The organism is Arthrobacter sp. lap29 (assembly GCF_032458965.1).
Lineage (GTDB): Bacteria > Actinomycetota > Actinomycetes > Actinomycetales > Micrococcaceae > Specibacter > Specibacter psychrochitiniphilus.
In genome coordinates, this window is record NZ_JAUCEK010000003.1 from 120,595 (window position 1) to 145,095 (window position 24,501).

At 59.8% G+C, this 24,501-nt stretch carries 21 protein-coding genes, 1 tRNA gene and 2 riboswitches; of the genes, 13 read left to right on the forward strand and 9 right to left on the reverse strand.

Going from position 1 to position 24,501, the window contains the following annotated elements:
* Positions 1-36: 36 nt before the first annotated feature.
* From RY113_RS06100 to RY113_RS06115, 4 genes are all read right to left on the reverse strand, one after another.
* Positions 37-1,215, reverse strand: coding sequence for a N(5)-(carboxyethyl)ornithine synthase (locus RY113_RS06100; protein WP_110105229.1), 1,179 nt, complete (start codon positions 1,213-1,215; stop codon positions 37-39).
* Between the two features lie 295 nt (positions 1,216-1,510).
* Positions 1,511-1,581 (reverse strand) — tRNA-Gly (locus RY113_RS06105).
* Between the two features lie 440 nt (positions 1,582-2,021).
* Complete coding sequence (locus RY113_RS06110; RefSeq protein ID WP_110105228.1) at positions 2,022-3,206, reverse strand: cation:proton antiporter; 1,185 nt, start codon at positions 3,204-3,206, stop codon at positions 2,022-2,024.
* Between the two features lie 6 nt (positions 3,207-3,212).
* Entirely contained in the window at positions 3,213-3,698 is a 486-nt protein-coding gene (locus RY113_RS06115) for a cation:proton antiporter regulatory subunit (protein WP_110105227.1), read from the reverse strand.
* Positions 3,699-3,851: 153 nt separating this feature from the next.
* Here RY113_RS06115 and dcd point away from each other — a divergent pair, with 153 nt between their 5' ends.
* Positions 3,852-4,427 (forward strand): dCTP deaminase, encoded by a 576-nt coding sequence (gene dcd / locus RY113_RS06120; protein WP_110105226.1) that lies wholly within the window; start codon positions 3,852-3,854, stop codon positions 4,425-4,427.
* Between the two features lie 51 nt (positions 4,428-4,478).
* Here the strand turns inward: dcd and RY113_RS06125 are convergent, their stop codons facing one another.
* Positions 4,479-5,807 (reverse strand): MFS transporter, encoded by a 1,329-nt coding sequence (locus RY113_RS06125; RefSeq protein WP_315913889.1) that lies wholly within the window; start codon positions 5,805-5,807, stop codon positions 4,479-4,481.
* Positions 5,808-6,016: 209 nt separating this feature from the next.
* On the opposite strand from RY113_RS06125, the gene RY113_RS06130 reads away from it, so the two are divergent.
* From RY113_RS06130 to mnhG, 6 genes are read left to right on the forward strand one after another with little or no spacing between them, the layout of a single operon-like run.
* Positions 6,017-8,995: a Na+/H+ antiporter subunit A gene (locus tag RY113_RS06130; RefSeq protein ID WP_315913890.1), complete on the forward strand. Its 2,979-nt coding sequence runs from the start codon at positions 6,017-6,019 to the stop codon at positions 8,993-8,995.
* Positions 8,992-9,522: a Na(+)/H(+) antiporter subunit C gene (locus RY113_RS06135; RefSeq protein ID WP_315913891.1), complete on the forward strand. Its 531-nt coding sequence runs from the start codon at positions 8,992-8,994 to the stop codon at positions 9,520-9,522. The genes RY113_RS06130 and RY113_RS06135 overlap by 4 nt, the downstream gene beginning before the upstream one ends.
* Positions 9,519-11,147 carry a Na+/H+ antiporter subunit D gene (locus RY113_RS06140; RefSeq protein WP_110105222.1) on the forward strand — a complete coding sequence of 543 codons (1,629 nt, stop codon included), beginning with the start codon at positions 9,519-9,521 and terminating at the stop codon, positions 11,145-11,147. Before RY113_RS06135 ends, RY113_RS06140 begins: the two co-directional genes overlap by 4 nt.
* A complete protein-coding gene (locus tag RY113_RS06145) occupies positions 11,144-11,803 on the forward strand; it encodes a Na+/H+ antiporter subunit E (RefSeq protein ID WP_110105221.1) in 660 nt (219 codons plus the stop codon). Before RY113_RS06140 ends, RY113_RS06145 begins: the two co-directional genes overlap by 4 nt.
* A 5-nt stretch (positions 11,804-11,808) precedes the next feature.
* Positions 11,809-12,075, forward strand: a complete 267-nt coding sequence (locus RY113_RS06150) for a monovalent cation/H+ antiporter complex subunit F (RefSeq protein WP_110105352.1) — start codon at positions 11,809-11,811, stop codon at positions 12,073-12,075.
* Entirely contained in the window at positions 12,072-12,434 is a 363-nt protein-coding gene (gene mnhG / locus RY113_RS06155) for a monovalent cation/H(+) antiporter subunit G (RefSeq protein WP_315913892.1), read from the forward strand. The genes RY113_RS06150 and mnhG overlap by 4 nt, the downstream gene beginning before the upstream one ends.
* A 109-nt stretch (positions 12,435-12,543) precedes the next feature.
* Here the strand turns inward: mnhG and RY113_RS06160 are convergent, their stop codons facing one another.
* A complete protein-coding gene (locus tag RY113_RS06160) occupies positions 12,544-12,804 on the reverse strand; it encodes a DUF4235 domain-containing protein (RefSeq protein ID WP_110105219.1) in 261 nt (86 codons plus the stop codon).
* A 250-nt stretch (positions 12,805-13,054) separates the two neighbouring features.
* Here RY113_RS06160 and RY113_RS06165 point away from each other — a divergent pair, with 250 nt between their 5' ends.
* The 6 genes from RY113_RS06165 (at position 13,055) to RY113_RS06190 (ending at position 22,271) form a co-directional block, all read left to right on the forward strand.
* Positions 13,055-16,126: a beta-N-acetylglucosaminidase domain-containing protein gene (locus tag RY113_RS06165; RefSeq protein ID WP_315913893.1), complete on the forward strand. Its 3,072-nt coding sequence runs from the start codon at positions 13,055-13,057 to the stop codon at positions 16,124-16,126.
* Positions 16,127-16,268: 142 nt separating this feature from the next.
* Positions 16,269-16,388: riboswitch (TPP riboswitch) on the forward strand.
* A gap of 46 nt (positions 16,389-16,434) precedes the next feature.
* A complete protein-coding gene (locus RY113_RS06170; protein ID WP_110105217.1) occupies positions 16,435-17,067 on the forward strand; it encodes an ECF transporter S component in 633 nt (210 codons plus the stop codon).
* A 2-nt stretch (positions 17,068-17,069) separates the two neighbouring features.
* The gene (locus RY113_RS06175; RefSeq protein WP_315913894.1) at positions 17,070-18,608 is read left to right on the forward strand and encodes an ATP-binding cassette domain-containing protein; all 1,539 of its coding nucleotides are present in this window, start codon (positions 17,070-17,072) and stop codon (positions 18,606-18,608) included.
* The gene (locus RY113_RS06180; RefSeq protein ID WP_110105215.1) at positions 18,605-19,399 is read left to right on the forward strand and encodes an energy-coupling factor transporter transmembrane protein EcfT; all 795 of its coding nucleotides are present in this window, start codon (positions 18,605-18,607) and stop codon (positions 19,397-19,399) included. Before RY113_RS06175 ends, RY113_RS06180 begins: the two co-directional genes overlap by 4 nt.
* Positions 19,400-19,518: 119 nt before the next feature.
* Complete coding sequence (locus tag RY113_RS06185) at positions 19,519-20,472, forward strand: L-lactate dehydrogenase (protein WP_110105214.1); 954 nt, start codon at positions 19,519-19,521, stop codon at positions 20,470-20,472.
* A 266-nt stretch (positions 20,473-20,738) separates the two neighbouring features.
* Positions 20,739-22,271 (forward strand): UDP-N-acetylglucosamine 1-carboxyvinyltransferase, encoded by a 1,533-nt coding sequence (locus RY113_RS06190; protein ID WP_110105213.1) that lies wholly within the window; start codon positions 20,739-20,741, stop codon positions 22,269-22,271.
* A 41-nt stretch (positions 22,272-22,312) separates the two neighbouring features.
* Here the strand turns inward: RY113_RS06190 and RY113_RS06195 are convergent, their stop codons facing one another.
* The 3 genes from RY113_RS06195 to RY113_RS06205 are packed head-to-tail and all read right to left on the reverse strand — an operon-like array spanning position 22,313 to position 24,166.
* Complete coding sequence (locus tag RY113_RS06195) at positions 22,313-23,524, reverse strand: O-succinylhomoserine sulfhydrylase (protein WP_315913895.1); 1,212 nt, start codon at positions 23,522-23,524, stop codon at positions 22,313-22,315.
* Positions 23,525-23,534: 10 nt separating this feature from the next.
* Positions 23,535-23,927 (reverse strand): rhodanese-like domain-containing protein, encoded by a 393-nt coding sequence (locus RY113_RS06200; RefSeq protein WP_315913896.1) that lies wholly within the window; start codon positions 23,925-23,927, stop codon positions 23,535-23,537.
* Positions 23,924-24,166 (reverse strand): DUF1737 domain-containing protein, encoded by a 243-nt coding sequence (locus RY113_RS06205; protein WP_315913897.1) that lies wholly within the window; start codon positions 24,164-24,166, stop codon positions 23,924-23,926. Before RY113_RS06205 ends, RY113_RS06200 begins: the two co-directional genes overlap by 4 nt.
* Positions 24,167-24,271: 105 nt before the next feature.
* Positions 24,272-24,390: riboswitch (SAM riboswitch) on the reverse strand.
* Positions 24,391-24,501: the final 111 nt, after the last annotated feature.

The following is a 24,501-nucleotide window of genomic DNA, read 5'->3' on the forward strand; positions in this document are numbered from 1 at the left end:
AAGTAGGTGGGGGTGCGCCTCGCACACCCCCACCGTTTAGCCAGCCACCGGCAGGTGCGGGTAGCTTTCCTGGCGATTCTGGAACTCGAGGATCGCCGGGTTGACGATCACGCCGTCGGATATTTCAATGGCGCGGGTGATGGTGTCGCTGCCAGTCCACGCCTCGGGGCCTCCCAGCACCGTTTCAAGGAAAGGCATGAGCGCCTCGCTGATTTCCCAGGTGGCCGAATTCCAGAGGTAGCTCGGCGTGTGGTCTACGGCGTAATAGTTGATGTTCTCGCCCACCGTGAACATGGGGTCGGTGAACGTGGTGTTGCGGGCCCAGCTGAACCCCATGCCTTCGTCACAGGACACATCCACGATCAGGCTGCCGGGCCGGAATGCCGCAAGATCGGCCTCGGTCAAATACGTCATGGGCGCGTTCGGGTCCTGAAGGGTGCAATTGACCACGATGTCCGCCTCGGCGAGGAAATCGGCCAGCGGCACCTCACCGTCATCGAGCATGACGAAACCGGTGTACGGCGGTTCTGGGGCGAAATCGAACTGCACCATCTCTGCCGAGTGGATGGGTGAGGCCACGGCTGCCACGTTGCGGCTGGTCAGCACCTGCACCTCATGGATGCCCAGCGCGCTCAATGCCGTCACCGCGCCACGGGCGGTGGCACCAAAACCAATGACGACGGCGTTCAGGCGGCGGCCATAGTCTCCGGTGGAACCGATCAATGACAGCGAATGCATGACCGAGGAGTAGCCTGCCAGCTCATTATTCTTGTGGAACACGTGCAGGCCGAAGCCGCCGTCGGAGGCCCAATGATTCATTGCCTCAAAGGCAATCAGCGTCAGCTTCTTGTCAATGGCCTGCTGTGTGATGGCACGGTCCTGGACACAGTGCGGCCAGCCCCACAGGACCTGCCCGTCCTTCAGATCGGCCAGATCGGCGGCTTGGGGTTTGGGCAGGAGTATTACGTCTGTTTGCGCAATGACCTGCTCGCGGGGGGCCACTGTGCCCACCAAAGTGGCCAGCACGGCGTCGGACATGCCAAAACGGGTGCCGTAACCCTCCTCCACCACCATTTTGGCGCGGATCTCAGGCTCAATCCGGGAGAAATGGTCGGGGTGGATGGGTGCGCGCCGCTCATCAGGCTTGTGTGACTTGCCCAAAACTCCAAGACGAAGTGTGGGTCCATGGTGAACGGTGTGTGGATCGTGGGTCATCGTTGCTCCTCATCGAAGAACCCGCCAGGGCCCTTTCTTTTTGACCCTACACGCATGGGGCGTCGATGTGGGTGCTCTCATGCAGCGGTGAGCAGTGGCTTTTGACCTCCGCTTCGATGTGCGTGGTTGCAACCGGGCACCTCGAGGTAGGGGTCAGAATTTGGATTGCAGGTTGCAGGTTGTGGGTTGCAGGTTGCGGGTTGCTGAGTACGGGTTAGCGGCACGGCGCCACTGGCAGCACCAAATGTTAAAGCAGTTTGGCCCCCGAGATGTCGGGGGCCAAACTGGGAAACTGAGCGGGCGACGGGAATCGAACCCGCGTATCGAGCTTGGGAAGCTAGCGCTCTACCATTGAGCTACGCCCGCAATGGAACGTCCACAGCAAGCTGCAGCATTTGTTCCGCTATTGATTCTAGCCCGAGCAAGGCCATGGTCATGACCAATGACACGGGGTTGCTTGCGCCGATCTTGCCAGCGGCATGCATAGTTAGCTGATGATGGAGGCCTTGCCGGCGGCAAACTCGGTATCGGTGAGGGCGCCTGAAGCATGTAGTGCCGCAAGCCGTTCCAATTTACTGAGCAGATCATCCGCTGCTGCAGGTGCGGTAGCCGCTTCCGGAACAGGCAGCAGCTGCGCCTGCTGGGGGAGGTGTTGCTGCTCAGCTTCCTGTTGGGCGGCTGCTTGCCGGGCAGCTCCGAGCCGCTACTTTCTTCATGCCGCCGCACCTCACAAGTGGCACTGATACCGCAACCGGTGTGAGGCCGTGGTACTGAACAAGAATGGTTGCTCTGGGAAGAGGGTGGGTCTAGAAAATCGGCTCAGGCTCTTGCTTTTTGCCCTGGATCAGCCGCACAAGAGGCTCCACATAGCGGGCTGCGATGGGGCCGCTGACGGCCATGATCAGCACATAGGTGGTAGCTAGCGCGGCCAGTTCAACGGGGACGGCGCCCGAGGCCACAGCTAGCCCGGCAATGACGATGGAAAACTCGCCGCGGGCAATCAAGGCGGCGCCGGCACGGGCCCGGCCCGGTATTCCGATGCCTTGCCGCGATGCCGCCCACCAGCCTGTCACCACCTTCGTGATGGTAGTGACCAGTGCCAGCAGCAGGGCGAACCCGAGCACGGGCGGGATGGTGTGGGGATCGGTGTTCAAGCCGAACAGGACAAAGAACATGGCGGCGAAAAGATCTCGCAACGGCTCCAGCACGCGGGCGGCGTTCTCTGCCGTACCGCCGGAGATCGCGATGCCCAAGAGGAAGGCGCCCACGGCCGCTGAGACCTGCAGCGCCGAGGCTACACCAGCCACCAACAAGGCGGCGCCCAGCAGCTTGAGTAGGAACGATTCCCTGTCAGGGCTGTCCAAAACAGTCGAGACCATATGTCCGTAGCGCAGCGCACCCAGCAGCACCAAGGTGATCACGGCCAAGGAAATTCCGACTGCGGTGAGCCCGCCCAGGAATGAGACTCCCGCTAAAACGGCCGTCAGGATGGGCAGGTACGCGGCCATTGCCAGATCCTCGATGACCAAGATGGCCAAGATGACGGGCGTTTCACGGTTACCCAGCCGGCCTAGATCACCTAAAACCTTGGCGATAATCCCTGATGATGAGCTATAAGTAATGCCAGCCATGACCAGTGCCCCCACCGGGCCCCACCCCAAGATCAATGCCACGGCAACACCCGGAAGCATATTCAGCACCAAGTCCAGCACCCCCGCCATCCACGACTGTTTCAGTCCCGTGACGAGTTCCTTGGCCGTATATTCCAAACCGAGCATAAGCAGCAGTAAGATGACACCAATTTCACTGGCAATATGGGCGAATCCATCAATGCCGCCAAGGTTGACCAGGCCGCCCTTTCCAAAGGCCAGACCGCCTAAAAGATAGAGGGGGACGGGGGACATGCCGATCCGTCCAGCCTGACGACCCAAAAAACCGAGCCCGAAAAAGACGATGCCGAGCTGAACCAGGGAAAGGGTCGTTGAATCCATGGCGGGCTAGGGTCTGGACTGCAAAATATGTGCAGCCTCTGCCAGTCCATCTTCAGTGCCGACAATGACCACCATGTCCCCAACATGGAGGACCTCATCAGGGCGCGGAGACCCCACCACGTCACCATCGCGCAGCAAGGCCACAATGGAAGCGCCCGTGCGCGTGCGCATCTGGGTCTGCCCCAGCGTGCGCCCGGCGAAGGTGGAGCCCGGACGGATCATGAATTGGTGCGTGGTGATGCCCGTGAGGTTTTCTTGTTCCGTGCTGAGTTGGGCAATGAGCTGCGCCGATCCCAGCAACTGTCCCAGCCCGGCGGCTTCCTCGGCGGTGAGCGGGATGGAAGCGGCACAAGCATCAGGGTCATCAACACGGGACAGGATTAACTCAGCGTGACCATCCCGGTGGGTCACCACGCCTACGCGCCGTCCGGTAGCAAGCCGCAATTCCCTACGCACACCAATGCCGGGAAGAGGCGTCTCTTCAATATTCATGGTTCTTACCTTAGCTGCGCTGCGCGGATCTATGGGCTTTAGTACAACGCCAAGAACGCACATATTAGTCCTGCCGCGTTGATCCTGGCCCTTTCCGGCCCGGCCAAGGGGATCATTCTGCTGATCTTGGTCTAGATACGCTATTTTTAGAGGGTGCTGATCTCTGACCGCGACATACGTGCCGAAATTGACGCCAAGCGGATTGTCTTGGACCCCTACGACCCTTCCATGGTGCAGCCATCGAGCGTTGATGTGCGCATCGACAGGTATTTCCGGCTCTTTGACAACCACCGTTACGCCTACATTGACCCGGCGGAGGAGCAGCCTGAGCTGACCCGGATGGTGGAAGTTGAACCCGACGAGTCATTCATTTTGCATCCGGGTGAATTTGCGCTGGCCTCCACCTATGAGACGGTGACGTTGCCCGATGATGTCGCTGCACGCCTCGAAGGCAAGTCCTCTCTGGGCCGCCTAGGCCTGCTCACACACTCCACCGCCGGCTTCATTGACCCGGGTTTCTCCGGTCACATCACCTTGGAGCTCTCCAACGTGGCAACCTTGCCGATCAAACTCTGGCCCGGTATGAAGATTGGCCAGCTGTGCTTCTTCCAGCTCAGCTCCCCGGCTGAAAACCCTTACGGTACGGGCACTCATCAGAACCGCTACCAGGGCCAGCGCGGCCCCACAGCCTCGAAGTCATTCCAGAATTTCCACCGCACCAAGATCTAGGGTTCGCAGTGGTGTTTAGGGCTCGGGGACTATCCTCCCCTAGCCGGGCCGCTAGTGTGCCCCCGCACCGTGTGGCGGGGCCTTGACGGGCAGAAGTAGCAACAAGCCGAGCAACAGCACCACCAAAATGCCAATGATGCCCCACCGTTGCGCTCCGAAGATCACAATGGCGAGCCCAAACAGTTGTGGGGCCAAGAAGGATACGGCGCGGCCTGTGGTGGCGTACAGCCCAAAGATCTCCCCTTCCTGCCCTTCCGGCGCTAAACGGCCCATGAAGGTTCTTGCAGAGGACTGTGCCGGGCCCACGAACAGGCACAGGATCAGCCCGAAGACCCAAAACGCGTTCTTCCCATCCAGGAAGAGCAAGGCCCCGCCGGAAATGAGCAGGCCTATCAGTGAGGTCACAATGACGGCCTTGGGGCCGAACTTGTCATCGAAGAATCCGGCGGATAAGGCGCCCACTGCGGCCACCACGTTGCCGGCGATGGCGAAGATCAATACGTCACCGGTGGCAAAACCAAAGGACCCCACCGCCAAGACCGCCCCAAAGGTGAAGATGGCGGCCAGGCCGTCACGGAAAATGGCGCTGGAAATCAGGAAGTACAGGGTGTGCCGTTCAGTGTGCCAGAGCCGCACAATAGTGTGAACGAGCTCCATGTAGGACTGGATGAATCCCACCTTGGGCATATTTGGATCGCGTTTGGTTTCGGGGATGGCGAACATGATGGGGATTGAGAACACCAATATCCACAGGGCCGAGAACACGGCCACGGCCCGGTACGTCATGCCGTCGGCGCTCGTGATGCCGAAGATGCCTACCTCGGGCTTGATCAACGCGAAGTAGACAATGAGCAAGGCCACGATTCCGCCGAGGTATCCGGCGGCCCAGCCAATGCCACTGATCCGGCCAATGCTCTTCTTCGTTGAAATCTGCAACAGCATGGCGTTGTAGTTCACACCCGCGAGCTCAAAGAAGACGTGGCCGGCAGCAATGAGCATGCACCCGAAGAGCAAAAAAGACTCTTGGGGCTGAACAAAGAAGCACGCTGCCGTCAGCACCACCACAATCAAGGTGTTGATGCCCAACCAGAGCCTGCGGCGTCCGCTGTGATCGGTGCGTTGCCCGGCAACCGGGGCCAGCAAGGCGATGGCCAAACCAGAAATGGACATGGCAAATGCCAGTGTGACCGTTGCCTTGTCGGCACCACCAAAGTCATCGCCCGTTAGATAAAGGGCGGTGAAGATGAACGTGGTCATGACGGCGTTGAAGGCGGCGCCGCCCCAATCCCACAGCGCCCAGGCCGTGATCTGCCACTTGGTTGCCGGTGTTTTGGCCGGAGTCGCGGTGAAGGCGGCGGCAGAGGGAGGGTACTCAGTCATACGGCACATGCTATCCGGCGGAATCAACGGGGCGGGGTAAGGCACCGGAACATTTCGCGCAGGTGGTCCCGGGCAGCCGCATTCGGGACACCGACATGGAGCCAAAGCTCACCCTGAGAAGGGGCAGGGTTGGTAGACTAGCGGTGTCGGGAACCGACTTTAACCCCCGTGATTCGCTCATTTCCAGCCCGAAACATGTGGAGCCCTTAGTGTTGTTTGTCCTGTGTGCACACTTCCTTGTGGCCATTTTCTCGCCCATTTTGTTCTCCAGATGGGGTCGCTCGGCGTTTTACATCCTTGCTGCGGTGCCCGGGATCAGTTTCGTCTGGCTTGTGGCGCAGTACAACAATGTGTATTCGTCCACGTTGCCCAGCCCGTCGCTGGAGATCCCGTGGGTTCCCGTCCTTGATCTGAACCTGAGCTTCAAAATGGACCAGCTGTCCTGGCTCATGTCACTGCTGGTGCTTGGGGTTGGTGCCCTGGTGCTGGCCTATTGCGCCAGATATTTCAAGACCAACGACGCCGGCTTGGCCGGCTTTGGTGCCCAGCTGCTCGCCTTCGCAGGTGTCATGTTTGGTCTTGTGACGGCGGATAACCTCATCCTTTTGTTTGTTTTCTGGGAACTGACAACAGTGCTTTCCTACCTGTTGATTGGTTACGCCCGCACTCGCATCGCCGCCAGGCGTGCGGCCCTGCAAGCCTTGATCGTGACAACCTTCGGCGGGCTGGCCATGCTGGTGGGCTTGATCATGGTGGGTGAAAGCGCCGGCACATACAGCATCTCCGAGATCTTGGCGAAGGCACCCGAGCTGATCTCCGCCGTGGGAAGTCCCCAGCTGATGCTGGATATTGGCATTGCCCTGCTCCTTGTGGGGGCCGTGACCAAGTCGGCGCTGCTACCGTTCCACTTCTGGCTGCCGGGCGCGATGGCAGCCCCCATACCCGTGAGCGCCTACCTGCACGCAGCAGCAATGGTGAAGGCCGGGATCTACCTCATTGCCCGTCTGTCTCCGGGCTTCTCCGAGACCGAATATTGGCAGCCCATCATTGTGGTGCTGGGGCTGGGCACCATGCTGCTGGGCGGATGGCGGGCCCTGCGCCAGCACGATCTCAAGCTGATTCTGGCCTATGGCACTGTCAGCCAGCTCGGTTTCATCGCCCTGGTGGTGGGCTTTGGCGGTCAGGAAGCTGCCATGGCCGGTATGGCGATGGTCCTGGCGCACGGCTTGTTCAAAGCCTCCCTCTTCCTTGTGGTGGGGATCATTGACCACCAAAGCGGTACCCGCGATATTCGTGAGCTTTCAGGGGTCTTCAAATCGGCTCCGAAGCTGGGCATCGTTGCCCTGATCGGGGCCGCATCCATGGCCGGGCTGCCGCCCATGGCAGGTTTTGTGGCTAAGGAGGGCATCTTCCAGGCGTTCATTGCCTCTGCCGCTTATGGGCCAGCCGGCCCCGTGGTGGGGTGGACTGTCTTGGCCGGGATGGTTCTGGGCTCGGCGCTGACCTTTGCCTACAGTGCACGGTTCCTGTGGGGCGGTTTCGCCGCCAAGTCCAAGGGCATGTCCACAGCCTTCAAACCCGTCAGTTGGCTTTTCCTGGCAGCCCCTGCCCTATTGAGCCTCCTGACGCTGGTTTACGGATTCTTCCCGCACCTCGTTGAAACGTGGATTAGACCCTATAGCGATCAGTTCCCCGCCTATGACCCGGACGGCATGCATCTGGCGTTGTGGCACGGCTTCTCACCCGCGCTGGGACTCAGCGCGCTAGTGATTGCAGTGGGAGTCATCCTGTTTAAACTGCGGGATAAGTTTGAAGCCTTCCAAGCTAAGTTGCCTGCGGGGATTGATTTTGAGCGTGCCTACCGGAAAACAATTGTGGTGCTGGATGCCGTAGCCATTTGGGTTACGGGCCGCACCCAGCGTGGTTCCTTGTTCTTTTATCTTTCCGTGATCCTCTCCACCGCGATAGTTTCCGTGCTAGCTGTCTTGCTCCTGAATGTGCAGGACTGGACAGAAGATATTTACTTTGTTGACCCAGGCTCGCCGTTCCAAATCATTGCTGGGGCGGTTGTTATCATCGGCGCACTTGCTGCGGCCAGGGCGAACAAGCGCTTCATGGCCGTACTGTTGGTGTCCGTCACCGGGTACGGGTTAGCGCTGATTTTTGCTTTGCAGGGAGCACCGGACCTGGCTTTGACCCAGATGCTTGTAGAAACCATCATTTTGGTGGCTTTTGTGTTGGCCATGCGCTCACTGCCGCCTGGATTGCTTGAACGCAAGCAGGCGGGCAGTCACCGCCTGGTACGCCTGATCTTAGGCATTGGCTTCGGCGCAACCATGGTGGTTGTGGCCGTCGTTGCCATGGGGGCCAGGATCCATGAGCCCGTGAGCCTTGTCCTGCCCGTGCTGGCCTATGAGGGCGGGGGTGGTCTCAACGTTGTCAACGTGACCCTCGTAGACATTCGGGCGTGGGACACTTTTGGTGAGATTTCCGTCCTGGCCATCGCCGCTACAGGTGTAGCCAGCCTGATCTTTGTCAGGGGCCGCGGCCAGCGCCTTCCCCGGGCAGAGACCGTGGAAACGGGCAGCATTGGCAAGCTGCCCGTGTCCCAGTTTGAACCCACCATTCACCTTGCCAAGAAATTCACTGCCTCACCGAGCAACCCTTGGCTCGTGGCCGGGCGGACGCTGGCACCAGAACGGCGCTCCATCATTATTGAAGTTGTCACCCGGCTGTTGTTCCACAGCATCATCATCATCTCCATCTACTTGCTGCTGGTGGGGCACAACGGCACTGGTGGAGGCTTCGCAGGAGGGTTGATAGCAGGGCTTGCCCTGACCATCCGCTACCTTGCTGGCGGACGTTTTGAACTAGCCGAGGCCACCCGCATCTCAGCGGGAACTCTTCTGGGTCTGGGCCTAGCCATGGCGGCGCTGGCAGCACTGGCACCACTGTTCTTTGGCGGGGAAATCTTCCAAAGTGCCATTATTGCTTTTGATCTGCCGGTTTTTGGCCATGTGAAGTTTGTGACCTCCACGGTGTTTGACATTGGCGTCTACCTGGTGGTTGTGGGGCTCGTGATTGACGTTTTGCGCAGCCTGGGCTCGGAGATTGACCAACATGAAGAGGACGGTCTGGACTCCATGGAGATGATTGAGGACGACGAGCCGTTGGAGGTTTCTCGATGAGTGTCAACCTCACACTGCTGCTGGTGATGGGTGTTCTTTATGCCGTGGGAATTTACCTGTTGTTAGAACGCAGCCTGACACGCGTGCTGCTTGGGCTGATGTTGCTGGCCAACGCCACCAATCTGCTCTTGCTGGCCACGGGCGGCTATGCCGGTTTAGCACCCATCTTCAATAAAGACATTCCGCCAACGGAATATAATGATCCCTTGCCGCAGGCCTTTATCCTGACCTCTATTGTGATTTCCTTCGCCGTCACAGCGTTTATGCTCAGCCTGATCTACAGGTCCTGGCTGCTCAGCCGAGCCGATGACATCCAGGTGGACAGGGAAGACCTTCGGGTTGCCAAGCAGGCGCTGTATGACGATGAAGAGGACTCCGAAATCCCCATTGAAGTCTCCGACTTCCATGAGAATAACCAGCCCGCAGCTAAGCGCGAAACCATCCCAGGTATAGGGCCGAAGAGGGCAGTGCAGCTACTTTCTGAACCTGCCGTCCCCCACAAAAAGCCCAGAAAGGATAAGGCATGAATGTTGCAAGTTTCGCCCCGCTCGCGGTAGTTCTGCCCTTCTTGGGCGCCGCCTTGGCTTTTGTGTTGATCAGAAAACCGCGCGCTCAACGCCGTGTCAGCCTGGCAACCCTCACCCTGACCCTTGGTTTGGAGGTCTGGGTATTGGCCAGTGTGTGGACAGTGGGGCCCATTGCCGTCCATCTTGGTGGCTGGGCGCCGCCCTTTGGGATCGTCATGGTGGCCGATCAGTTCTCCTCGTTGCTGTTGGTGATTTCTTCAGCGGTGAGCCTGGCCGTCCTTGCCTACGCATCAGGTCAGGGCGCGGCTGACGGTGAACAGGGTGGCCCCCTGTCTGTTTTCCACCCCACCTATCTGATCCTGGTGGCAGGTGTCTCTAATGCTTTCCTGGCAGGGGACCTGTTCAACCTTTATGTTGGCTTCGAAATCCTCTTGACCGCGAGTTATGTGCTGATGACACTAGGTGGCACCGGATCGAGAGTCCGGGCTGGCATCACCTACGTTGTGGTCAGTGTTGTTTCCTCGCTGCTGTTCCTGATCGCCATCGGCATGGTTTACGGTGCCACTGGAACTGTCACTCTGGCGGATCTGGCCGTGAAAATTGGCGAGCTGGACTCGGGAACTCAAGACCTTTTGCATGTTCTTTTGCTTGTAGCGTTCGGCATCAAGGCCGCCGTCTTCCCGCTATCATTCTGGCTGCCTGACTCCTACCCCACCGCCCCCGCCCCCGTAACTGCAGTGTTCGCCGGGCTGCTCACAAAAGTTGGCGTCTATGCCATCATCCGCACGGAAACCCTGCTCTTTCCCTCCGATAAGTTCAATGCGGTGCTGCTAGTTGTTGCCCTTTTGACAATGATCGTAGGAATTCTTGGGGCGCTGGCACAGACGGACATTAAACGTATGCTCTCCTTCACTCTGGTCAGTCACATTGGGTACATGATCTTTGGTGTGGCACTTTCCTCCGTGCTGGGGCTGGCCGCCACCATTTTCTACGTCATTCACCACATCACCATTCAAACCTCGCTATTTATGGTGACAGGGTTGGTGGAACGCCGTGGCGGAACATCCTCGATCATGCGTCTGGGTGGGTTGGCAAAGCTCTCCCCGATCCTTGCGGTGCTTTATTTCATTCCCGCCATGAATCTGGCCGGCATTCCACCCTTCTCAGGGTTCCTGGGGAAGTTGGGGCTGCTGCAAGCGGGGGTGGCTGACGGCTCACCCATGGCCTACGCAGTGGTGATTGGCGGTGTTGTGGCTAGCCTGCTGACGTTGTTGGTCATGGCCCGGGTATGGAACCGAGTATTTTGGCGCAGCACTGCCGACGCCGAGAACCCGGACCCCGTCCTTTTGGCCACGGCACCTGACTCCTCCGGCCAGCCCAGCATGAGCGCATTGCGCACTAGCAAACATGTGGATGCCACCGAAGGACGTTTTTCTGGAGAGAACGAGATCCCCATCCTGCCCAAGATGATGGTGTATTCAACCATGGGTTTGGTGGTTTTGGGCCTTGCAATGAGCATCTTTGCGGGACCATTGTTTGAACTGAGCCAAGATGCTGCCACCAGCATGCTGGCCCGCACTCCTTACATTGAAGCCGTGCTTGGCGAAGGGGCAGGTACGCCATGAGCCAGAGCATCAACGCCAGGCGCAAGCTGAACCCTTTGCAAAAACTACCGCTGCTTATTTGGCTGGTCCTTGTCTGGGGCGCCCTGTGGCAGGACTTCAGTGCCGGGAATCTTCTTTTTGGGGCCCTCATAGCGCTAGCAGTGTCACAAGTTTTTTACCTGCCGCCCATTGAGCTCAGTGGACGCTTTAACGTGCTGCAGGCCGTGATCTTCCTTTTGTGGTTCCTCAAGCAAGTCACCGTTGCCAGTTGCCAAGTGCTGTACTGGGCGGTTGCCAAGGGGCCCAAAATCCGCAACGCAGTCATTGCCGTCCCGCTTCGTAGCCCCTCGGATCTACTCATGACCGCGGTGGGTCACGTGCTCTCACTGATTCCGGGTTCCTTGGTGGTTGAAGTGGATAGGGGTTGCGCCACTCTCTACGTCCACGCAATGAACGCGCCCACTCCAGAAAGCGTGGAGCGGGTTCGTACAGGGATCCAAGACATTGAAGCCAGGCTGATCACTGTGATGGGGACCAAGGAAGAGCTGGCGGAGCTGCGCTCTGAACGCACTGGGGCATCCATGGTTGCGTATGCGGATATCCTCAAAAGTCCCGATCAGCAAGATTCTGATCAGCAAAGTCCCGATCAGCAAAAAGACCTAGGTGAGGGGCAGTGAGCGTCATGGATGTTGTGGTCATTATTGTTGCAGCGGTGCTCACGCTCGCGGCTGCCGGAACTATCTACCGGATTGCCTCCGGGCCGTCATTGCTGGACAGGGTGATCGCCGCTGATGTTTTGCTGGCCATCTTCGGCGCCGCACTGGCCACGGACATGGCCGCAAATAAACATACGGACAATCTGGCCCTGCTGGTGGTCCTGACGGTGATTGGGTTCATTGGATCAGTCACGGTGGCTCGTTTTGCGGCCCATAAGAGAGGCGACGGATGAATACGCTCATTGATGTTTTGACGGTGATCGCCCTGCTGGGTGGCGCACTCATGAGCCTTGCCGCCGCCATTGGGCTGCTGCGGTTTCCGGACTTGATGAGCCGCATGCATGCTGCAACAAAGCCACAGGTTTTAGGTTTGCTGCTGATGTTGACGGCCATTGGCTTGCAAATGCACGTCTGGTCTTTGCTGCCGGTTCTGCTTGTGGCCTGGCTGTTCCAGCTACTCACGGTGCCGGTATCGGCGCACATGGTGGGCCGGGCCGGCTACCGGACCAAACACCGCCGCCCTGAGATGCTCAGTGTTGATGAGCTCGATCAGGTGGTTGCCGCAGTGGTGGAAGAGGAAAGCAAGCCCTAGCCATCCGCCGTCGTAGTTTCACGGAAGCCGCAGTAATGGAAGCCTCAGTAACGCGGAAGCCTCAGTAACTTTTGGGGGAGGGACTGCTGCGTTTTTGGGAGGAGTGGGCTCAGATTTCTTCGGGGTGCTTGTTAAAGCGTGCAATGGCCTTCTGGGTGGTGCGTGAAGCCAGGGTCTGAATGATGGCCGCAACCACCGAGGAGACCAGCGCAAAGGTCAGTGCTGACCGGAGACTGTTATTTAGATCCGCCCCATCCTTGGGCGGCTTGTTGCCGGTGCTCTTTTCCCAGACGGAATCCACGAGCTTGCTGGCAACAAAGCCGGCACCGAGGCTGATGCCGGTTCCGAGCAACTTAAAGACGATGTTCATAAAGGACTCCTTTGTGGGGATTCACGCTGGTGCGGGAAAGCACTGTAGTTCAGCCTAGCGCTTTCACTGCCTTAGCTGCAGCGGGTAACCCGGGAGCTGGCGAGATTCACTGGCGCTTTGCGTGCTCTCACAAGGCAAGCCGGGCCCTTAACCAGTTGACGTGATCCGCGCCACATCGTTAGAGTTGCGAGCGAATGTGATCCATATCAAACAAGGTTTGCCGTGAGCGTGGAGCACCAAGGGGAACAGATTGAAACGAGCGTATAAGAACGTCACTTCCGGGGCTCTGGCCCTGGCGATTATTGCCGGAGGTGGGATGGCTGCGTTGTCTCCGTCAGCGATTCCGGCCGCTCAGGCAGCGGTTTCGGCCGCCGAAATTTTGCCCACTCCCCAGGAAGTCAGCACCGCAGGCGTTGCTGTTCCCTTGACAGGCGCAGTAAAAGTGGCAGTCGGTGAAAATGCGGATGCCGCAGCCAAGAAGCTGCTAGCGGAAGTAATTACCGCTGCCGGTGGTACCGCCACCTTTGTCAGCGGTGTGGGCACCACCGGCGCCACAGTCTTCCTTGGCACCGTTGCGGACAACCCGGCTGTATCCACCGCGCTCACGGCCGTGGGATCCGGCAGCGCAGCTGGACTGGATGCTGACGGATATGTCATCGCCACCGGAACCGTCAGCGGCAAGCCTGCGCTGGTACTTAACGGCACCGATGCCACAGGTACTTTCTACGCCGTGCAGAGCCTGAGTCAGGTTGTTGCCAACGGTGTGGCGCCAGCCATGACGGTCAAGGACTGGCCGTTGATGTCCATCCGTGGCGGCATTGAGGGCTTCTATGGCATCCCGTGGTCTCATCAGGCCCGCCTGGATCAGTTTGATTTCTACGGCAAGCACAAGATGAACACTTACATCTACACGCCCAAGGACGATAATTACCTGCGTGCCAAGTGGCGTGATTTGTACCCGCAGGCGCAGCTGAACGATTTGAAAGAACTCGTGGATGAGGCCAATGCCAACCACGTTAATTTCACTTTTGCACTCTCACCGGGCAATGACGTCTGCTACTCCGACGATCAGGATTTCGCCGCCACCGTGGCCAAATTTGATCAGCTGCGCGCAATCGGTGTCAGCAGCTTCTACATTGCGCTCGATGACATCAACCCGTACCTGAACTGTGCCGCGGACAAGGCAAAATTCACCTTGCCGGGATTCCGTTCACTTGCCCAGGGCCAGGGGTTCTATTTGAACCGGATCGTCAAGGACTACATTAACGTCCATGGGCTGGCACCGTTGCAGACAGTGCCCACCAACTATGCCGGTTCCGGTCCAGACCCTTACAAGGGTGAGTTTGGTCTGCAGACGGATGATTCGATCCGTATTCAGTGGACCGGTGAAGGCGTCTTCTCCAACACCATTACGGAAGCTTCAGTAACCAAGGCGGTGACTTCCTACAACGCCGAGCATTTCTACATCTGGGACAACCTGCCCGTGAATGATGGACAGCGCGGACGCCTGTTCCTGAACCCGCTGGAGGGCCGCGACGCCAACCTGTACAAACACATTGACGGCATCACTTCCAACCCGATGATCGAACCGTATTCTTCGATGATCGCCCTGGCCGGGTTCGGCGACTACTCCTGGAACGGCCCCCAGTATGTGCCCGCAACAACACAATCCTCCATTATCAGTGAGCTTGCCGGCCCCAATGAGGCCATCAGGGCGTCTCTGGAAACCTTCGTGGACCTGAACCAGAGCTGGAAGCCCTACCGTCCGGAATCCAAAACGGCGCCGGCCCTGAGCGCAGACATCGCAACCTTCTGGACAGCTTTCGACGCCGGAAACACGGCCGGAATGGCACCGTTGAAGGCTCGTTTGGCCACCATTGCAGCAGGCCCGGAAACCTTGCCTGACATGGCCATGACAGGCTTCTACGATGATTCCAAGCCGTGGATTGACGCCGCAGCACACTGGGCCACGGCCATGGAGAAGCAAATCAGCATGCTGGAGGCCATTAAGGCGGGAAATGGCGTAGCCGCCACGGATGGTGCGCTTGCAGCCAATGGAGATATTGCTCTGGCCAAGGCGGCCACCGTGCCCGATGTTGGGCCGAACAACATTGGCATCACGCCTAACGTCATTGTTCCTTCGGTGGGAGATGGACTCTTTGAAATCTTTAGCAAAGAGGCACAGGGACGGTACAACACCTGGCTGAACCTGAGCCCCGTGGCAGCGTCCAGCTACTTCCCCGCAACGGCTACTTCCTCACTTCCCACCTACCAAAGCAACGCGCTCACACGCATGGTTGACGGCGATCCCAGCACTCTTTGGTGGTCCAGTGCACCTCCCGTGAACGGTTCCACCGTCACCATTGACTTAGGCGCCGTGAAGACGGTGGGCAAGGTGCTGATCCAGCAGGCCGATTCCGACACCAATAACGGTGACATGTTCTACCACGCACGGGTGGAGTATTCGGCGGACAATGCCACCTGGACACAGGCCGGAGTGTTTGAGAGCAAGCCGCGCATTGAGCAGAACTTTGATACTCCTGTAAGCGCACGGTACATCCGTCTGGTGTCCACGGGCACCAACCCGGGTGGCCAGTGGGTGAAGATCCGCGAGTTCCAGGCCCTGGAAGCAAATGAACGGCTGGCCAGCAACCTGCCGGGCGCAAATGGTACTGGTGCGCAGAGTGCCTTTGACGCAACCATTGCCACAGCCTTCGAGCCTGCCCAGGCCCCGGTAGAGGGTTCATACCTCTCCAATACCCTGGATGCACCGGCCGCCATGAAGTCAGCCGTTGTGGTGGGCCATGTGGCAGGGGACCTGCAAGTTAAGGTCGACAGCGAATGGGTCACCGTGGGTGCCTTGGATCCGAAACGCAGTTTCCAGGAAGCTGTTCTGGAGCAGGAAAGCATTGAGGGTATCCGCATCCTATTCACTCCGGGCGCAGCAGCCATGGGTGAGCAGACCTTGGCCGTTTATGAGCTTGGTTTGCGCGCCACCGGTCCTGTGGCTGGCGGCCCGTACATTGGTGAGGAAGTGGTGGAACCGACTCCGACGGCCACGGCGACCCCGACTCCGACGGCCACGGTTACTCCGACCGAATCGGCCACCGCCAGTACCGCACCCAGTGACACCCCGTCACCGAGTGCCTCGCCCACGAAGGACGGTTCAACCACACCTTCCGCCAGTGCCAGCGCCACGGCAGGTGCCGGTGATGACCTCGCCAGCACCGGGTTCAACCTCGGTGCAGCAGGTGGGATCGCTGTGATTCTCATGCTCGGTGGGTTGATCATGGCTAGCCGACGCAAGGTGCGCCAGCACTAGCAACAGCAAAAACTGAAAAAGGTTCCATCAAGTACTGCAGGCCTCCATCTCACGGTGGGCGTCTGCAGTACTTTTTTCATGACGCATTTCTTTCCACGCATTGGCTACCGGGTGTGAGCGGGGGTAAGCTGAAGCCGCAATTCAAACACGACAGGGGAGCGTGCACCCATTTATCGGGTGTCGGCGCTGAGAGTGCGGTTCGCCGCAGACCCTCGAACCTGCTCCGGCTAGTACCGGCGAAGGGAGTCGAGTTCTCTTCGGCTGCGCGGAAAGACCGCTGCAGCCGCCCCTCCTGAAAAGGAGGAAACATGAGTAAGTCAGTTACGGGCACGTCCGCCCCGAAAAACACGCAACAAAAGAACAAAAGCACCTGGCGGGTTGTCGACATTGTTGTCGTCTCGGTTCTGGGTGTTGCCGTTGGCGTTATCTTTTGGCTCTGGTCCGCCGGCTACGGTTTCATCGCAGCCTTCACCGTAGCCTTCCCACCCGTTGGTGCACTTTACGTTGGCGGCTGGCTGATTGCCGGCGTGCTGGGTGCCTTAGTGGTCCGCAAACCGGGCGCGGCGTTATATTGCGAATTGATCGCCGCCACCGTTGAAGGACTGCTGGGAACCCACTTCGGGTTCACGGTGCTGCTCTCAGGCTTGATTCAAGGCCTAGGCGCCGAGCTGGCCTTCGCCGTATTCCGTTACCGCAAATTCAATCTTCCCGTTGCCATCTTGGCCGGAACCTTGGCCGGCTTGGCGCTGGGCGTCTATGAAAACCTTATCTACAACGTGGCCTGGGCCTTGGAATGGAAGCTCGTCTACGCGGTGCTGGCCATGGTCTCCGGTGCTCTCATTGCGGGGGTAATTTCTTGGCTGGCCGTGCGCGGGTTGGCACGCACAGGCGCGCTGGCGAACCTGCCCTCACGTGGGGCCGCCACCGAAAAGGCAATCTAGTCATGGCCATCGTGCAGAACCGCGGTGCACCAGTACAGGTCTCTGTCAGGGGGTGGGGCTGGCAGCATTCGGGCCGGAACAACCAAGCCCTCCACGGCCTGGATTTGGAAATCTCCCCGGGTGAACGCGTACTGCTGCTGGGCCCTTCGGGTGCCGGAAAATCAACCTTGCTGCACGCCCTAGCCGGTGTGCTCGGGGATGACGAGGACGCCAATGAGATGGGTGAGCTGCTCATTGACGGGCGCCCTGTGCACGAATCGCGCGGCCGTACCGGGCTCATGCAGCAGGACCCTGATGCTCAGGTGGTGCTCTCACGCATTGGTGACGACGTTGCCTTCGGCGCTGAAAACCTTGCCGTGCCGCGCGAGGAAATTTGGCGCCGCGTCCCGGCTGCCTTGGAGTCGGTGGGCCTGAACCTGCCACTGGACCACTCCAGCTCCGCACTCTCCGGCGGGCAGAAGCAGCGCCTGGGACTAGCCGGTATTTTGGCCATGCGGCCCGGCCTGCTGCTGCTCGATGAGCCCACCGCCAACCTGGATCCGGCCGGTGTGGTGGAGGTCCGTGACGCCGTGCGCCGCAGCCTCGATGAAACCGGGGCCACCCTGGTTGTGGTGGAGCACCGCGTCTCCGTCTGGCTGGAGGTGGTGGACAGGATAGTGGTGTTGGCTCCGGCCGCCCTGGGAGAGCCCGGTGGCGTGCTGTTCGACGGTCCTCCCGCCACGGTTCTTGCCCAGAGCCGGGACTTACTGGCCAAGGCTGGTATTTGGGTTCCTGGCCACGTCCCGGAAGTCCGTGCCCGCATCACCAACCCGTCCGACGCCGGACGCCCCCTGCTGCTAGAGGCGGAGGCTTTGGCGCTCTCCCGCACCAAGGGACGCAAGCGCCGCCCGGTGGTGCCGGCAGCCGTGGTGCCTTCAGTGCAGGTGCGGGCCGGGCATGCGCTGAGTGTGACCGGGCTCAATGGATCCGGAAAGTCAACGCTCGCACTGACCCTGGCCGGACTGCTGGCCCCAGTGAGTGGCCACTTGGCTGCGCTGGAACCCTTGGCGCGCGGTGCCGGGCCCGAGCCGCTGAAATGGCGTGGACGGGATTTGATCAGCCGGATTGGCACCGTCTTTCAGGAACCCGAGCACCAATTTGTTGCTGGTACTGTCCGGGATGAGCTGTTGTTTGCGCCGAGGCTGCTAGGCCGTGGCGAGGATACCGTGGATGAACTACTGGTGCGCCTGCGGCTGGAACACTTAGCGGACGCCAACCCGTTCACACTTTCGGGTGGGGAGAAGCGGCGGCTGTCAGTGGCAACAGTGCTGGCGGCGAGCCCACAACTCCTGGTCTTGGACGAGCCTACGTTTGGACAGGACGCGAACACGTGGGCCGAGCTGGCCTCCTTGTTAACGGAGCTGCTGGATGCAGGCACGGCCGTGGTGTCGGTGACGCATGACGCCGCGTTCAGCGCAGTGCTCGGTGGGGACCGGCTGGTCTTGGGCGCACCAGCGGACCTTGCCGGAGCGCAGGCGGCTGCAAGGATGGCGCAGCGATGAGCGTTGACATTATTGCTACACCGCGGTCCACCGCACTGCTGGCCCGGGCCAACCCGTTGGCGAAGCTCGGAGCCGGAATGGCCCTGACCGTGGTGTTGCTGGTGAGTGTGGACTGGGTCTCTGCCACGGTGGCACTCGTACTCGAATGCATACTTCTGCCGCTGGCTGGATTGAGCCTGCGAATGCTACTGACCCGCGGCTGGCCCATCCTGCTGGCTTCCCTGGTGGGTGGCTACGGAACAGCTCTTTTGGCGCCCAAGACCGGTGAACTGCTGCTGGCCTTGGGCCCGGTCACCTTCAGCACCGGATCCCTGGAGGCTGGCGTGGCTATCGCCTTGCGTGGTCTGGCGATTGCCCTGCCTGGGATCATCGTACTGGCCTCCACCGACCCCACTGATTTGGCCGATGCGCTGGCCCAAAAGCTGCGCCTGCCCCATCGCTTTGTACTGGGCGCGCTCGCAGCGATGCGCCTAGTGGGGTTGCTTGTGGCCGAATGGCAAACGTTGGGGATGGCACGCCGCGCACGTGGTGTGGGCGGCGCTTCCGGGCTGTTCAGCCGGTTAAAGGCGCAACTGGGACAGGCCATGGCGTTGCTGGTGCAGGCTGTTCGGCGGGCATCGCGGTTGGCAGTGACCATGGAGGCGAAGGGCTTCGGTACGGGTGAGCGGACCTGGGCCCGTGAATCGACCTTTAGCCATATCGACATCGCGGTGGTGGCCACAGGATTGGTGATCGCCGGCGTGTCAGTGAGCGCCGCCGTCGTACTGGGCACCTGGAATCCAGTGTTCTGATAGTTCCGGCTTTAACGCACCGTTCCCCGCGGCGTGCACGCGGGGAACGGGATTTGCGCTCTGGCTGAAGTGCTAGGACATAATCCGTGTCTGGCCGGCTGGGCGGGGATACTGGGAGCATGACTATCCCTCGCAGTACCAAACTGACCATTGTTGGCGCCGGCAGTGTCGGGACCTCACTGGCCTACGCCGCCCTGATCCGTGGATCCGCCCGCGAGGTGGTGCTCTATGACATTGCCACGGCCAAAGTTGATGCCGAAGTTTTGGATTTGGCCCACGGCACGCCCTTTACCGGATCCTCACGAATCACCGGCGGCAGTGACATAAATTTGGTGGCCGATTCGGACGTCATCGTCATCACTGCGGGGGCCAAGCAGGAACCGGGGCAGACCCGGCTGCAGCTGGCTGAGGTCAATGTGGGCATCCTGGAAAAGATGCTGCCGCCCATGGTGGCGCTGGCGCCCAACGCCGTTTTCATCCTTGTCACAAACCCGTGCGATGTGCTCACCGCTGTAGCGGAACGCATCACCAACCTGCCTCCCGGGCGGATTTTCAGCTCCGGGACGGTGCTGGACTCCTCCCGGTTGCGCTGGATCGTAGCCGAGGCGGCGGCCGTTGCGCCGCAGAGCGTGCACGCGCTGATCATTGGCGAACACGGTGATACCGAATTTCCGTTGTGGTCCTCTGCCACTATTGGGCAGACTCCACTCTCGCAGTGGACTGATGGCGCTAAAGGCTTGCTCTTTCCCCGCGAACGGCTCGAAACCATCACTCATGACGTGGTCCACGCCGCCTACAAGGTCATTGCCGGAAAGGGTGCCACGAACTACGCCATAGGGCTTTCCGGTGCCCGCATCGTGGAGGCTGTGTTGCAAAATGAACGCAGTATTCTGCCTGTCTCCAGCGTCCTCCACGGCTACCGCGGTATTGATGGTGTGGCCCTGAGCGTGCCCTCAGTTGTTGGAGCTGGTGGAGTGCAGCGGGTCTTGGACACCCATCTGGATGAGCGCGAGGCAGAACAGCTCCAGCACTCGGCGGAAACCTTGGCCGCAAGCATCGCGCTCTTTTCCTAGACCCCGTAATTTTCTGTGCCCGCTGCGGTTCAAGGGCGGCAGCGGGTCAATGTGGGCAAGTGTTTGGTTAAGCGTTGGGCGTGTAATGGGCGTTGTGTGGGGCAGCTGGCACAAGCCGGGGTACCGTAAAGGGAGAGCCTGCCAGCTTGGACTGGAGCGGCCTGGATTTATCGCATGCAACGGTTAATTTAGAGGTTTTTTGCCATAATTGACCATCAGGTCACATAATTCTCCTATAATATGCATCCTGTGATATAAAAGTTGTTATGACTCAAGTGGCTGCAGAAACCGTTGGCGTGTTGGTGCGAGACGCACGTAATGAAAAAGGTTGGACCCAAGGCGAACTGGCAACCCAGTTGGGGACAAGCCAGAGTGCTGTAGCCAGGATGGAACAGGGCAAACAGAACCTGAGCCTGAAAATGATCCAACGCATGGAAGCGCTCTTGGAGGCCAATCTGGTCAGCCTGGGGGCGGTCAGTAAGAACGAGGTCACCCATTTGCGCGTGCGCGGTGGGCGTGAACTCTCCGGCAGCGTTGATGTGAACACCAGCAAGAATGCGGGAGTGGCCCTGCTGTGCGCCAGTCTGCTCAACCGCGGCACCACCACGTTGCGCCGTGTAGCTCGCATTGAAGAGGTCAACCGCATTGTTGAACTTCTAACGTCCATCGGTGTCCAGTGCCGTTGGCTCGAAGACAACGACCTCCAGATCCGCCGCCCTGCCGTTTTGAACTTAGCTGCCATGGATGTTGCCGCAGCCAAGCGCACCCGGAGCGTCATCATGCTGCTGGGCCCACTCCTTGATGAAGCTAACCCGTACCGTATCCCTTACGCCGGCGGCTGCGACCTTGGCACCCGCACGGTGGAGCCGCACATGCAGGCGCTGCGTGAATTCGGCCTCATCGTCAACGCACATGACGGTTTCTACCAGGTACAGGCACCTGTCAGCGATGCCGAAGACCGCACTTTTGTCCTGACCGAGCGTGGGGACACTGTCACGGAAAATGCCATCATGGCTGCGGCACTGCGTAGCGGAACCACTGTCATCCGCAATGCCAGCCCCAATTACATGGTCCAGGACCTCTGCTTCTACTTGCAGGGTCTGGGCATCTCGGTGGACGGTGTTGGTTCCACCACGCTGACCATCAAGGGCAAGTCAGTGATTGACGTTGACATTGAGTACGCCCCATCAGAGGACCCCATCGAGGCCATGAGCCTAATCACCGCCGGCATCGTGACCAAGTCCAAGGTCACGGTCCGCCGCGTGCCGATCGAGTTCATGGAAATTGAGCTGAAGGTCCTCGAGCAGATGGGTTTTTGTTACCTTAAATCGGCTGAATATATGGCCCGCAACGGCAAGACACGGCTCGTGGATATCACCACTTTGCCGTCCGAGCTAAAGGCTGCCCCGGATAAGATCCATCCCATGCCATTCCCGGGCCTGAACATTGACAACCTGCCGTTCTTCGCCGTGATTGCCTCCTGCGCCGAGGGCACCACGCTCATCCACGATTGGGTTTACGAGAACCGGGCCATCTACCTGACGGAACTGAACCGCCTCGGCGCCGGCGTCCGCCTGTTGGATCCGCACCGCATTGACATCAAGGGCCCCGTTGCGTGGCGTGCCGCCGAGATTGGCTGCCCGCCGGCACTGCGTCCGGCCGCCTGCATCCTGCTGGCCATGCTCGCCGCCAAGGGCACTTCTGAATTGCGCAACATATATGTGATTGAGCGCGGCTACGAAGATCTGGCCGAGCGGTTGAACACCATTGGCGCCGAGATCGAGTACTTCCAAGACTGAGTACAAACGCCAGCGGCCTTGCCACTGCTGTTTTGGCCAGCCTAAATGGCCGCCAGGGCCACCGCGAGATCCAGCTTCAAATCATCCACATCCTCCAATCCCACCGACAGGCGCAAGAACCCGTCGCTGAGACCGATCGCGGCGCGCCCCTCGGGGCCCATGGCACGGTGCGTGGTGGTGGCCGGATGCGTGATCAGCGACTTCGCATCCCCTAAGTTATTGGAGATGTCGATGATGGACAGCGCGTTCAGCAGCGCAAACGCGGCATCCTTGCGAGTGCCCGACGCTGGCTGAGCCAGCTCAAATGTCAGCACCGTGCCTCCGGCCTTCATTTGTTTTTTGGCCAAATCATACTGCGGGTGGGACGGCAGATGCGGGTACAGCACGCGTGCCACCTGCGGTTGGGCTTCAAGGAATTCTCCGAGTGCCAGGGCATTGCTGCACGAGTGTGTAACCCGCAGATTCATGGTTTCCAGGCCCTTGGTGAGCACCCATGCGTTGAACGCGGAGAGCGCCGGGCCCGTGTGGCGCATCAGGTTCTTGACGGGCCCTTCGATGAACTCCTTGCTGCCGAGGATTGCGCCACCCAACACCCGGCCCTGGCCATCAATGTGCTTGGTGCCCGAGTAGACGATGATGTCCGCGCCGAAATCGCCGCAACGCTGCAACAAGGGAGTTGCGAAGACGTTGTCGGCTACCACCTGCGCGCCAGCGGCATGAGCTAGATCGCACACAGCCGCCACGTCAATGATTTCCTGCATGGGGTTCGACGGTGACTCGAAGAACACGGCCGTGGTGGGCACCGACAAGGCCTCGCGCCACTGATCCAGGTCCGGCCCGTCAACAAATACGGTCTCCACACCCCACCGCGGCAGCAGCTCATTCAGAATCACAAAGCAGGAGCCGAACAGGGACCGTGCTGCCACCACGCGGTCCCCGGCTGCTAATAAGGCACCCAAGGCGGTGAATACGGCTGACATGCCCGACGCCGTCGCAAAGCACGCCTCTTTTCCTTCCAGCAGCCGCAGCCGTTCCTGGAAGGTTGCCACGCTCGGGTTGCCGTAGCGCGAATACACGAAGCGGTCCACCTCACCCGTGAACGCCTGCTCGGCAGCTTCCGCCGATTCGTAGACAAATCCGGAGTTCAAAAAGAGGGCTTCGGAGGTTTCTTGAAAATTGCTGCGGTCAAGCCCGCCGCGTACCGCCTGGGTGTCCTGCCCCCAAGTGGCTGTGTGCTCATTAAAGTTGCTCAATGATATTTCCTTAGCGCCAGGGGAGGTTGCGGTTCTTCCAGCCGTTGAGAATCCGATCTCCGTAGGGATCAGTTTCTCCTTCAAAGCCTTCAAGTACGTTGTAGGCGGTGTACCCGGCGGCGGTGGCTGCTTCGGCGGCGGCAATAGAGCGGGCACCGGAGCGGCACAGCACTATCAGCTGCTTTTCCGGGGGTACTGCCGCCGCCAGCTCTGCCAGAAAATCAGGGTTGCGGGCGCCCGTGGCGAGATTCCACTGGATAAAAACCGGTTCTGATTTCAGCGTTGAGGTGTCGGGGACGCCAATGTGTGCCCATTCGCCCTCTGTCCGTACATCCACGAGTGTTGCCCCCGCGGCTACAGCTTCCCAGGCTGTGCCCGGGCTCACATCTCCCGCGTGGCTCATGCGATGCCCTCGCCATCAAACTCAAGTTCGGCGTCGAGATCATCCACGGCAGTGGCGACGGCGGCATCGCTGCTGGCCACGGCCTGCGCGCAAATGACACTGGTGCCGTTGTAGGTGAGGGCGGGGCCGCCGTGCAGCACATAGCCGTCGGCAAGGGCGGTGGAAATGCGCTCGCAAAAAGAGCGGTCGTCAGGGCCGGTGATAAGCCGGTAGGCCAGGGGGGATTCGTCCGCGGTCATGGTTCTCTCCTCATTGCAAATGGCTGCGCGTTGCAAACGGGAGCTGGTGGCAGTTGACGAAGAGTTGGTTGAAAATGTCCACTCTTGAGCCCGCACCACAAGGAAAGTTCACGCTTGCAAACGCCAGCCTAGGTAGCTGGTTTGCCGAGTAGTCACCTGAGGCACCCCGCCGGAAAGAGGGTTGCCGGCCAGCAAGTCAGGGCTTAACGCTGGCACTCATTACTCACCTTGAAAGTAGCACACCACGTGCCGGGTCCGGTGAAGAACCTGCCAGTGTGCACAAACATGACGGCGACACCCAGATATCCGTTCACAGGGTGGCGGGACGGACCTGA